Here is a 12,754-nt window from a genome sequence, read left to right as displayed (position 1 = left end):
GCGGAACCAAAAAGAGTCCCCAACAAATATGAAAAAAGGAACAGCACCCGACCATTATCAGAAAAACCATGAAAACCATCCAGTCCACGCCGGTAGGTCAACATGAATAGCGGACTCAAAAAAGAAAAGAGAAAAACCAAAAAACAAAAAGACAAAAAGATAGAAAACACTCCCCACCAAAAATCAGAAAAAAGAAAACAAACACCATCACATCAAAAAGAAGAACCAAGAAAACCAGAAAGAAAAGAAAAAGAAGAACATAAGAGAAATAAGAGAAGACATCCTAAGCAAATAGAAGCAACAGAAGAACAGGACAACACCCAGCAACATAATCAGGAAAAGAACAACAGAGAAAAGGACAATAGAAGAAGAAACGCCTACCCCTAAATCGGGAATACAACGTATGAAAACAACAGAGGCAACGCAACCATCCACCAAAAGAACAACATATCAACCCATATGACATACAGGACAGAAGAACAACAGTACCCAAACGCCCCAAGAAACAAGAAAAGCAACAAGCCACACCATCACAAGACAAACCGAACACCAGTATCAACACGACGGCACACAACAACCACAGCACAAAACGACAACAGCGAAAAGGTCAATAGTCTCACTAACAAGGTCAACGACAATCAAAACAAGGTAACATCAATACAGGAACAGCCAATGCAATGAAAAAAAAGCAACAGCAAAACCAACAAAAAACTAAATATCAAAAACTATAAATGCCAGAACTCGGACAAAACCGTAAACGTTCCGATGAAAACAACGGAACATGACCCATCAGGAGGCGGTCTTATTGGAAAAACGAACGATTTCCCTGATAATCGGCTCCGGAGGGCTACTCACAACCATCAAAAAGGCCCTTACGAGAGCCGGAAACATGCGTTGGCAGGTGCCCGCCGCAGACAATATTCAAGCACAGGCCGACTATCTGATAAGACATCCGGTGCCCTCCGGGTTCAAAGGAATCATCTTCACCGACAGGGCTGGAAACTGGCTTCCGATAGCCAACGCCGGATACATGGTCTACTGGTGCAACACCGGTCAGATACCGGTCGGAGCCATGGGCATGAGCGAACAGATGTTACGCATGAGCGTGGCTGATTTCGCACGGACTTATTGGGGAATCCAGCTTGCGGACAAGCGTCTCGTAGTCGATATCCTCCAAAACAAAGTGAAGGAGACTGCGGTTCTCCTACCCATCACATCCAACACCGGAGGAGTGGGGAAGACCACGTCCAGCCGACAGTTGGCAGACCGTGCGTCGCAAGCCGGATTGCGTGTTCTACTCATCGACGGGAACATCCGGCAGTCCAGCCAACGTAGTTTTTTTGACCCGAGACAGGACAAGCCATTGCATACGATAGCCGACTGGCGACCGGGCATGCAGGTGCAGGTTGGAGCCAATCGAGGACGTGACCTTGGGGTTCCATACGATATCTGTTTCGCACCTCCAGCCGGTATCGGAGTGGACTGGCAGATATACCGTCAGTACATCCAAGCGGCACGCCGACTGTGGGATTTCGTCGTGCTCGACCTTGACCGAATCAGCGCGGACGATTTGGATGATAGGGAGAATATCGCCAACGGTTTACTGCTTCCATACATTCAATCGGGAGACCCTTGTCTGGTTATCGTCAAGGCTGGAAGGCAGACGCAGATAGACGCGTTGAATCTGCTGACGGCCTTGGCTGAGCATCATCTTCCGAAGGAACTCATCGGCATCAAGGACACTGTTCCGGTCGGACTGCAAGGTTACAGACGGCTCGACTATACGAGATATGGGACGTTTCTCGGAACCGAATATCAGACGGTCGAGGCAAGCAACCATATCGCCAACGGTGATGTCAGATGGGATGACCCCGGTCTTGCTTTTGCTAGGGAGAACATTCTTAACTGGGCTTTGCCCGACCGTGGTTTCAATCCGGAAAGATTCAATCCGAACGCTAAGAACAGTGAAGGAAAGAAAGGTCGTGGGCGTAAGTGACATTCGATGACCGTTTTCTTTTCGACCCGAACGACGAGAATCTTTGGAAGACCGGAAGCATTGCCGACTGGTATAAAGGCAACGACATGTTCGAGATGGAGCATCCCGGATTGTTCGCGCAGACCCACCCGTGGTTCGTTGCGAACAAACTGTTCGCGGAGACAATGGTGAAAGCGAACAGCGAACTCGTTTCGAGTATCCTCGGAGCATTGTTCACTTGGAAGACATGCACGGTTGACCAACTGCGTGCGGGACTTTCCATCAAAGGCGCTCCCGCTTTCGAGCGTGACGAACCGAACCTGTATGGTGCGATGAACCGTTTAGGAATCATCAACGTCGGTTTCAGTCAGGCGGAACGATTGTACGGTCAGACCGTGAATCATGTTTGGCTTTCACCGTCGAACAGTCCACGTCTTATCAACCGTGCGATGAAATTGTACGGGATGGAAAAGTGGATGCGTGAGACGATGGCGGTTTCCTATTACGCGGGGAATCGTTTCCATGTTCGGCATAACACTTATGCGGCGCACGCGGGATTGATGTTGGCACGCGATTCACGTGTGAAATTTTCATCCGGTGATGGTTGGGGGAAATTCCGTAGCGTTGACCCACAGGCTGTTGCCGAATCGAAAGTCGGCAAGGCTTGCGCTACCGATGTGGTGACGTTGTGCCGGAACAATGTGTTGGCGGGTATCGAAATCCAAACGTCGAACAGCGAATTGGATAAGAAGATGCAGAACTGGGCGAAGATGCTCGCCTACTCTCCGATGAAACGTCGCGGACTCATCTGCGTATGGTTGCAGATACCGAAGGCGAACGAAGGTTACGAATCGTTCAATGCGGTGATACAACGCACGCAAGGCATGACGGAAATGGTCGTGGGCAATCCGACCGTGTCGCAACGAATGGGAGTCGCGGTTTGGGATGAATGGTTCGAGCATGGAATTCCAACCGACAGGTTCGGTGAATATACGGACATGAGTGGAACACGGCGCAACATTTTCTCCGACGAGTGGGTGCAATACACTCCGCAAGTTCGTGACGTTCGCAAAGTCAGCGAATGGGGTTGGGACGTGACGCGGGACATCATCAAAAAGGATTGGGGTTGGGACGTTTCCGGTTGGACGATGCCGGAAGCGTACCGTGGCGGTTTCTACGGTTTCATTGGAAAGGATTGCGATGGTCTCCACTGAGGAATCATTCCAACAGACACAGGACGCGTTGGATGTAGCAAGATTGGAACGTGCGCGGGCTTTGCAACAGGTTCAGACATTATGTGAGACGGGACGTAGACATTTGGTCATTCCGTTTCTGATGGCGAACATGCAACGTGTTCCCGCATTACGGAAGATACGACTCTGGCAGTTGGATTCGATAATGTTCAACACTTCCCGGCGGATTGCGAACAAAACAATCCGCGTCATGCGTGAAACCATCAACGATGATTCGAGTGTGAACGATGGTTACGTGACATTGGGTTGGGCGTTGGAGTCGAAGGAGAAAACCGTCCGGATGACGACGTGGCTTCTCCAATTGTCGTTACGTGAGAGGCTTTCCACTTTCCAGAAGCCGGAAGGTTTCCCATACGCGCAGTTGTATCAGCAGAGCACGGATGATTAAACAAAAAAGGAAAGGAAGGTAAAACATGGGTAATCCGAACTGGTATCAGATAACCAGAACGTTGCAACAGTTAGACCCGGACGAGCAACGTTCGAAAGTGGAGAGCATTCCCGCCGAACTGGATGGTTGCACCCTTCTCCTCATCAAGAAGGGCGAGGAGCCGGTCAAGGAATATATTTACGGCGACGGCGAGGGAATCGTCAACGCCGGACAGTTGGCTGGTTTTGACGCGAGACTGGTCGAAGGTGATGAGGAACCGGTGTTGCCGGATGGCGTGAACAGTGCGGCGCATCCTCTCATCCCGTTCCGTGCCCGGTTGAACTCGAAAAGCAACATGGAGAAAATGCGGACGAACTATTCCGGCGTTCGTACAAGCATCGAGAAGGTCATGCCGCCGGACAGTTATGTGAGCGTCACGCTTCGCAATCAGGGATACTTCGAGCAGATTCGTATTCGTAATTGGATTAGCGACGAATACAATGCGGTCGAGGATTCAAGCGAACTTGCTTCGACCAACACGATGTGCGCCCGTGTGAGTTTCGGTTGCCGTCAGGTTTCGCGTAACCGACAGCTTGCGCAGAAGATTGGTCAAATCATCTGCCCGCTCATATCCAACATGTCCAGTCATGCGAGCCGTCCGAAATTCGGTTTGCTGTTCGTCAGCATGCTGTTGGAAGTGTTGTCCGTGATTTGGAGTGTGTGCGGTCTTGCAAGAGGATACGTGATGGATGGCGTGTTCCCATTGTTCCATTCCGCTTGGGGTTTCGGAATCGCGCTTCCACTGCTTGCGGTGACGTTGGTCGTGTTCCTGTTCCTCATGCTGTTGTCGTGCATTCCGTTCGTTTACATTCCGCGACCTCAGATTGCTGGTGGAGCGGTGGCGCTCATGCTTTACCTGCTGTTGGGGTTGCTTCCGCTTCCGACGTTCATTCCGATTCTTTTCGTTCCGCTTCTTGTCTTCGCGTTCATCCGTTGGAAGAATTGGACGTTGTGGGATGATATTTTCCAAACGCCACGCAGATATTATGCGATTGCGAACGACCGTGGCGCGAACGAGTCCGATAATCAGACCCGTCTTGGCGTGCGCACTCATAAGGAGCGCGTGTCGGCTTATGGTGCGCAACGTACCACGTTGATTCTTTCCCCGATTATCGTAAGTTCCGTGTTCACTCCGGTCACTCAGGGAGTGGCGATGAAACAGGAGTTGCATCCGGTTCCGGAAGTATTGTCGCATGATGGCATCTTCCTTGGGAAGGATGATACGGGACGTAACTGTTATCTCGACCCGTCGCAATTGTTCGGCGGTATCGCCATCAACGGCGAGGCCGGTTCCGGTAAAACCGTGCTCACCCATGGCATCAGCCAGTGGGCCATCAGCGCACGAGAAACCACCAGTCCGAAAATCTGGGGACGCGACTCCCGTATCATCCACTTCTGGATGAAGGATGATACCGGTGTTAACGTGTTGGAACGTTATCGCAAACGTCACGGTTTCACCAGTCCGCAACGCGTCGTTTATTTGGCCGACCCGAACAGCGTATGTTTGGACATGCTTGGCATGAAGGACGGGAATAATGCGATGGAGACTGCGGCGAGCGTGGCGAAGACCATGCGTTACTCGTTCGATGACGGTGATATTCTGAACGACTCGCAGAACATCATCACCCAAGCGTTGACCATCGGCGTGGCGGTTGACCGTTACGTGCAGGAGGAACGTAAGCATAATCCCGAATCCGCGAACAAGGATTGGGAAAGCGAGATTGTGAAACGTTGCCATCAGCTCGAACAATCGTATCCGGGTGCGGAACAGTTGCGGATGCAGCTGAGTCCAATCGGATGGGCAGTCGTCGCATTATGCGGTTCCGACGGTCAGGCCGGTTCCGCGAAAGCGTTGGGTCATGTGTGCCGCGCGTTGAGTATGGAATTGAAGAGTGGCTACATGTTCGAGGAGATGACGTATGCCGCCCGTGCCGCCGAGCAATTGTATGGCCGTCCGGACGCGGCTGGTCATACGGTTCGTTCCGACCGTGACATTCTCTCCAAGACGAACGCCTCGTTGAACAAGGTGAACCAGTTCCTTCCCATCGAACACATGTTCACGGCACGTCGTGGCAGAGTGACTTGGACGAACATTCTCGACCATGCTGGCGATTATCACATTGTGCTCGCACCGCATAATGGTTATTCGTTGCCGGAACGTATGGATAAGATTCTCGGCGGCTGGCTCATGTACCGTTTCTGGAATACGGTGTTCGCGCATTGCAAGGATTGGGACAAGGCTGGCAAGTGGACGATGCTCGTGTGTGACGAGTTGAGCTTGTTGGCTAACGGCAATGACGGTATCATGCCCGCGTTGCGTGAGCAGGGTCGTTCGTTCGGTCTTCTTCTCGTGTTCGCCACCCAGTATCCGACCCAGTTGTCCGACGCGATGTTGGATTCGTTCATCGGCTATTCGACGTTCATCACATACAATACGACGATTCCGCGTATTGCCGATATGACGGCGAAACGTTTGACGAACAATGATGGTGAGGATGGTTGGCGTTCGGGCGCGGTGATGAATCTTCCACGTTATGCGGCGGCTGTGCGTACCCGAACCCAAGAACAGTTGCAACCGACGTTCCTTGTTCATGTGAACGATTTCGATAACGGTTATCGCAATGGTGACATGGATGATGATGACTAGTTTTTAGCGTTCATCATATCGCTTTTCAGAATCCGTTCGGAACTTTCAACTTCCGGACGGATTTTTTTAACCTAAAAACCTCGCTATGACTGGAAACAACCGCGTAGGTTGATAGGATGAAAAATGCAGGAGAGTTCCGTTTGGAAAACGAAAGGGAACTCAAAAAATGGGTGGAACCATTACCTTGGCTGGAAGCAGCCTTGAGAGCACCTATCATAAGATGTTCGACACCATTTTGAGCAGTAGCGCGGGAACCGTGTTGACCAACATCGGTCTTGCCGCCGCAGTGCTTCTCGCACTCGGCCTTATCGTCGGTGGCATTTGCAAGGCGTTGGGACGTCAGAACAAAGTCGTGCAGATGTTCTGCCCGACCATCGGTCGTGTTCTCGTCGTCCTCGCAGTCGGATTCATTCTCGCTGGCCCGACCATCACCATTCCGGCAATTCTTAAGTTGATTGACTGGTTCGTTGACGCGTTTGGCAGCAGTGGAAAGACCTATCTGGGAATCTGACATCCGCAGAAGGAAAACCGGAGTGGATATGCGAAGAGGACCTTTCCGGTTCTGTTCCCACTCCGGTTTTCTTTTAAAAACCTTACGTACGAAAAGAGTTGAATCATGAGCGATGAGGAAGACGAAGGATACAAAGGTCCCTTGCATCCGAGGTTGACGATGGACGACATCACGGAAGTGTCCGGCCCGGAGGAAATCGAACGGAAGAACACGTTCCAGATAACCAAGAACACTGAGGCCCGTTCCAAAACCGTGTTCTCCGTTATCGTCGGCGCATTGGCGGGCTTGGCTCTTTGCCTCATATTCGCCCCGTTGCTCGGATACATGTTCAGCTCGTTCTTCGTACTGTTGGGCGGAATACTGGCTCCGTTCTTCGCAGTCGGCACCATTAGAGACCGCACCCAACAGACACGGTGGAAGAGAACCTTGCAGGATATGAAGAGCCGCAAGATTGAAGGGCAGGTCTTCTACCCGAATTCCACTCAGCCGGAAAACATTATCGACCTTCAAGAAATGGAAATCCGTTGAATACAAAATATCGAGACCCAGTGAAACGGGCGGGTAGAAGGAACCTGCTCGTCATTCTGATGTTGTGCGTGGTCATGACATTGTTCGTCTTGCCGTCCAGCGTGTTCGCCACACAGGTCAACGATTCGACCACGACGATAACATGCGCCAACGGTGGAACTGACAGTGCTACATCAGACATCTCTAGTTGTCTTCCTTCCGGACGTTGGGGAAACTACGTTGGGGAAATCACTTCGCGTACGGAACCGTACAGTGGCAGCGATGTCGCCGGTTGGTTCTCGAACGTCAAGCAGACCATCAGCTCGCAGACCCATATCGTCCTTCCCAACATTCTGATGCAGTTGACTCAGGTCTGCTGGTCTTCCGCATTGTCCATCAGCCAGTTCGCCGCTTCGTTCGAGCCAATGAAACAGGCTGGTGCGAACATCGACTCCGCAGTGTCCACCATGGTGACAAGTCTGATGGACGGCGGCATCCCCGCCACCATCGCAGTGCTCGGCATCGTGGCTTGGGTTGGCGCGGCTGGATTCCAAATCGGCACCGTCAAAGAGGCGAGCAAACGAATCGTCATCATGGTTCTCTGCTTCGCTTCAATCACGATGCTTGGAGCTGGAGCGGCCAAGACCGGGAAGAACGCCACAGAACCGGCGACCGGAAGCCCATGGTGGGTCGTGCAGACAATCAACAACACCATCAACAAGCTTTCGGTCAACCTCGACCTTGACGGTATGGCCGACAGTGATAAAAACATGATGTCCTACCATCATGCGGCGAACGGTGCGAAAACCAATTGTCAGGATTACCTGTACTTCATGCATCAGGCATATGACGAACAGGCGAAGTCCAACGGCAATCAGGATACAAGCAACGTCACCAAGGCCATCAACCGTATTTGGGAGGAGACCTCCCTTCGCTCGTTCGTGACCATGCAGTACGGAAACCCGCAGACCACCGGAACATCCTCGTTCCGTATCGCGGAAAACGCCCGGCAAGGTTACTGCCACGTGTTGGAGATGAAAGCCAACACGAACACGACCATCCAGAAGGATTTGACCAACAAGGCCATGGCGTTGCACATCAGCGACCAGCGAGCCAAATGGCTGTTCTCCGTGGACGGTTGGGTAGACCCGCGTAATCCTTACTTCACCGACAAGCCGTTGGAAAGGGAGAACGCGACATATCTCAGCCGTGCGGGCGTGTTCTGGGAAACCTGTGGCACGAAACGCAATCAGGAAATCTACGCGCGAGCCGGATGGGCGACACTCATCAACAATCTCGGTGACACAGGAACCAAGAACATCAAGAACGGCAGTACGAAAGTACGCGTCAAAATTGACGACTTGGACAATGTGAAACCGACCAACGGTGGCAAAGGCGTGATGGACGCGAAACAGAACGGCAGCGAAGACGAAACCATCCAACAGACCACTTCGGTCTGCCAGACGATTCTCAAACAGGGTTCCGTAATCTTCTCCCGTTCCACCGATATCAACAAGGAGGATGACGGAACATATAAAGACCAGCAGAACGACACCAACTGGGGCGACTCCGCCACGGTCGGATGGCGTTTCGACGTGCCGAACGTTTCCGGAACTTGGAGTGAGGCGAATCTTCGTGACGCTCAGGATGATTCCACGGTCACGGGCGGTGCGAAGAAAACCATCGACTACATGTATGGCAACAACAACGTCGATACGTTGGGTGCTTGCGGAACACTTATCGGAGGCATCGTCAATCTCGTGGTCTGGGGATTGTTGAGCCTTGTTCTAATACTGACGAAGCTCATGCTGATAATGATGGCGTTGTTCCTCGTGGTCACGTTCCTTGTCCAAGCGTTCCCGATTGGCGAGAAGCCGAAGACGGCGTTGAAGAACTGGGCGACGTACACCTGCCAGTTGAGTATGGTAGGAGCGTTGTACGGTGCGCTCGGCGCTCTCGCAACATTCATTTGTGGCCTGACGTTGAAGTTCACCTCTGCCAGCAGTGGTTCGTTCACCTACCAGTTGATTGCGGGATTGAGTCCGGTGTTGGCTCTCGCCGCAATCGGCATGTTCTGTTCGAAAGTGTTGAAGTGTGGTAATCCGTTCAGCGTCAACGCTCTCATGGGAATGGCGGGTGGAACCGCAATGGCGTCCGGTCTTCGCAAGGGAATGCACATGATTGGACAGTACCGTATGATTCGCGCCATGCGTGGCGGATTCCGTCGTGGCGGCAATGGTGTCGGACGTTTGTCCACGAACGGTACCGGCGCTGGCATGGCCCATAACGGAGCACGTCAAAGCGCGACCGTCCTGAGCAAGATGAGCCGCGCGCAACAGGATTCGTTGAGTCAGGGCGATAGGAATCTGATGAATCGTAACGCCAAGGAGTTCGAGGCGATTCAGACGCGTGGACGCGGAAGCAAGAACTGGGCACGAATGGACAAGAGCACGGTGAGAGGAAGTCTTGCCGGTACGAAACTCCATTTTGAGGATTCCACGGGCAAGTTCAAGGGACGGTTGAACGAAGCCGTTTCCAAGTTCCATGGAGAGGACAATACGGAGGCGTTCGCCCATAGTATCGCTCAACGTCACCCGGGCATGTCCCTCAACGATGTGCAACGCAAAGCACAAAGGATGAACCATCTGAACAATGCCGGACGCAAACTTCAAGGCGCGGCAAGAGTCGCCGGAGCCGGAGCCGCAATGGCCGGTGCCGGTCTCGCTTTCGCCGCACGAGCCGCGAAGAGCGCTCCTTTGCGTAACGTAGCCGCACGCGGAGCGAAGGTCGCCGCGAAAGCCGCTGTCGCAGGAGCTTTGTTCTCCAATCCGATTACCGCACCGTTGGGATTGATTGCCGCAGGAAAGCTAGCTACCGACCGTAACCTCCATCATGGCCTAGCGGTGGGTGCGGGAGCCGCGATGGACAAAATCCGCGACATCAGGAACGCTGCTCCCGGCAGTATGAGGAAACGCGACCAGTGGCGTCGCGACGTGTTGGGCATGGCTAATGGTGACGCTCCGTTGTCGTCTCCGTTCTCCGGCACCGGTAACGGTGGTTCCGCCGATGGTGACAGTCCTATGCCTTCCCCGACGGCTCCGACTCCGAATGCCCCGACCCAAACCGGTGGTGCCGGTGGCGCGTCGCCTATTCCGACTGACGGTCAGACCGAGACGATTCCGACTGACGGTCAGACGGAAACGATTCCGGTGGACACTCCAACTGAATCGGTTCCAGCCGATGCTCAAGGACAGGCTCCGGTGTTGACTGAACAGTCCGCGTTCAATCAGGTTCGTGAGGGAATGATGGCAGACTTCACGAATAACCAGCACATGTCTCAAGAGGATGCGGAACAGGCTTTCCAAGAAGCCGTGGCCTCCGGTGAAGTCGATGATTCTGTCCAAGCGTATATGAGCCAGAACAATCAATCTCCTAATGAGAATGCGACAGCTCAACCCGAAACGAACGCCAACCAGCCGGTGTACAACACTGAGACAGGTAAGATTGTCGGCGAGACCCTGCCGTCCGGAACGATGGACGCCGCCGTGTCCTCCGCCTCCACTTGGCAGAAGGCAACCGACAATGCGACTCCGATGCCTGAATCGGTGAACAATTCACTGCAACAGGCGTACATGCGCGAGAATCCGGTGCAACAATCTCCGGAGGAACATTTGCGGATGGCGCAGAAGGAATGGACTGCGACGACCGGACTGCCGGGGTCTACGATGCCGTCGGGTGCCGAACGGGCTATGAACCCGAATGGAATTCAGCCGAGTAGAAAATTCACGGTGGATTCCGGGCAGACGCAACAGCAGGGTTCGGTACAGGCGCAAGCTCCGCGACAGCAGTCTCAACCGCAGCCACAAGCTCAGGTAAGACAACAGCCGTCGGTTCGAATGCAACCGCCAACCACACCTTCCCCGACCGTCAAACAGCCGGTGGACGCCAACCCGTCAAACCTGACAGGTTTCCCCTCCGTAGGCAATCTTCGTATGAAGAAACCGCCGACCGGAGGACAGCCGACACCCAAACCGCCGTTCATGAAGTGACGTCGGTTTGACCATCCGGCGTCGAATGTTTTGAGCATCTTCCACAGCATTCGACGCCGGTTTCCCTTTCGTAAACCTTCCAACGTCAAGGAGATTAGAAAAATGGAAGAGGTAGGAAACCAAGCCGCTGACACTGCGGGACGAACGTTGGGTGACGTGCTCACTGTGTTCTTCTCTTGGGTGTTCACGCCGACGGGCGCAATCCTCACTTTGTTGATGATTATTATTTGCGCCGGTAGTGTCGTGTTCGCCATCTTGCAGAAAAGCACCCGCGCGTTGATGACCGCGTTGACCATCTGCGCGTTCCTGTTGTTCGTGTGGATTATCACCGGTGTCTTGGAGGTCATGGGTTTGCCCGTGCGTGAATGGATGAAGGATATCGCGGCCCAGATGCCTGATATCGGTTCACTGTTCATGGAGTTCCTTCGCAAACTGGTGTTCACTGCTACCGAATGATTTTTGTTCGGCGGTAAAAACGAAAAGAAGGCCGTATCCGTTTCATCGCGGACGCGGCTTTCTGTTTTTCCGTTCCGCCTGTAAACCTGTACGCCGTTCCATTGTTTTACTGGAATGTTTCTCCGAACGGTTTTCCAGTTCGGCGTGCCGACTTTTCGCCGTTGTTATCATCGAAACAAAAAAACATACCCCCACCATGATTCCGTCCACACCGGAAGCAGAAAAAGGAAACCAGAACATGAGAGTCAAAAACCATACGGTCATCATCACCGTCGCCATCATCAAAGGCGGTTCAGGAAAAACAACCACATCAATGGCATTGGCCGAACTATTGCACAAACGCGGAGAACAAGTCACAGTCTTGGACTCCGACAACACGGGCGGCGCGACCATGTGGGAAATGTACGTCGAACAGGAAAACCGCAGACGCAGACAGGACAATCCGGACGCGGAACCATACACGCTCGGATTCCCCGTCGTGCAAACCAACGAAGCCGTATTGAACAATCCGGAACTCATCCGGGAAAAATATTCAGGCTGGGTCATCATCGACACCCCACCGTCCGACGCCGGAGTGGTGCAGGCGGCGATAAACGCGGGCGACGTGGTGATAATCCCATGCCAGCCATCCGTATCCGATTTGACCCACGCGGGACGCACATACGCGGCGGCACGCAACGGCATCGTCCTGTTGACACGCGTAAAGCCGAGAACGAAACTCGCCCGGAACAGCATCAGCGAACTGGATGAGGAAGGCATCGCACGGTTCGAAACCGTCATCACGGAACGTGAAGCCGTCAAGAACATGTACGGCACAACCGAAATCGACAACAAAGAATATTCCAGCGTCGTGCAGGAACTCATCGACTATCTGTCTGAAATCAATCTGGTGGAAGAATAAAAACAGGAGCAGGGGAGTAAGTAGACAA

At 53.0% G+C, this 12,754-nt stretch carries 10 protein-coding genes; all 10 read left to right on the top strand.

The window, feature by feature from the left end; all coding sequences use genetic code 11:
- Positions 1-102: 102 nt before the first annotated feature.
- On the top strand, positions 103-387 hold the full coding sequence (locus KSX58_RS05630) for a hypothetical protein (protein WP_217735900.1): 285 nt from the start codon (positions 103-105) through the stop codon (positions 385-387).
- A 502-nt stretch (positions 388-889) separates the two neighbouring features.
- On the top strand, positions 890-1,996 hold the full coding sequence (locus KSX58_RS05625; protein ID WP_237976441.1) for a cobalamin biosynthesis protein CobQ: 1,107 nt from the start codon (positions 890-892) through the stop codon (positions 1,994-1,996).
- Positions 1,993-3,189, top strand: a complete 1,197-nt coding sequence (locus KSX58_RS05620; protein WP_237976440.1) for a hypothetical protein — start codon at positions 1,993-1,995, stop codon at positions 3,187-3,189. Before KSX58_RS05625 ends, KSX58_RS05620 begins: the two co-directional genes overlap by 4 nt.
- A 229-nt stretch (positions 3,190-3,418) precedes the next feature.
- Entirely contained in the window at positions 3,419-3,616 is a 198-nt protein-coding gene (locus KSX58_RS10440; RefSeq protein ID WP_237976439.1) for a hypothetical protein, read from the top strand.
- Positions 3,617-3,641: 25 nt separating this feature from the next.
- Positions 3,642-6,302: an AAA family ATPase gene (locus KSX58_RS05610; protein WP_217735897.1), complete on the top strand. Its 2,661-nt coding sequence runs from the start codon at positions 3,642-3,644 to the stop codon at positions 6,300-6,302.
- A gap of 166 nt (positions 6,303-6,468) precedes the next feature.
- Positions 6,469-6,813 (top strand): hypothetical protein, encoded by a 345-nt coding sequence (locus KSX58_RS05605; protein WP_217735896.1) that lies wholly within the window; start codon positions 6,469-6,471, stop codon positions 6,811-6,813.
- 105 nt (positions 6,814-6,918) lie between these two features.
- A complete protein-coding gene (locus KSX58_RS05600; RefSeq protein WP_236838160.1) occupies positions 6,919-7,341 on the top strand; it encodes a hypothetical protein in 423 nt (140 codons plus the stop codon).
- A 74-nt stretch (positions 7,342-7,415) separates the two neighbouring features.
- Positions 7,416-11,369 (top strand): hypothetical protein, encoded by a 3,954-nt coding sequence (locus KSX58_RS05595; protein ID WP_217735895.1) that lies wholly within the window; start codon positions 7,416-7,418, stop codon positions 11,367-11,369.
- A 102-nt stretch (positions 11,370-11,471) separates the two neighbouring features.
- Positions 11,472-11,825: a hypothetical protein gene (locus tag KSX58_RS05590; RefSeq protein ID WP_085393537.1), complete on the top strand. Its 354-nt coding sequence runs from the start codon at positions 11,472-11,474 to the stop codon at positions 11,823-11,825.
- 238 nt (positions 11,826-12,063) lie between these two features.
- Positions 12,064-12,726, top strand: coding sequence for a ParA family protein (locus tag KSX58_RS05585; protein WP_217735894.1), 663 nt, complete (start codon positions 12,064-12,066; stop codon positions 12,724-12,726).
- Positions 12,727-12,754 lie beyond the last annotated feature (28 nt).

This window comes from Bifidobacterium sp. MSK.17.10 (assembly GCF_019129655.1).
GTDB classification, from domain to species: domain Bacteria; phylum Actinomycetota; class Actinomycetes; order Actinomycetales; family Bifidobacteriaceae; genus Bifidobacterium; species Bifidobacterium adolescentis.
The sequence above is the reverse complement of the archived record's forward strand: the minus strand, read 5'-3'. Positions and strand labels throughout refer to the sequence as shown.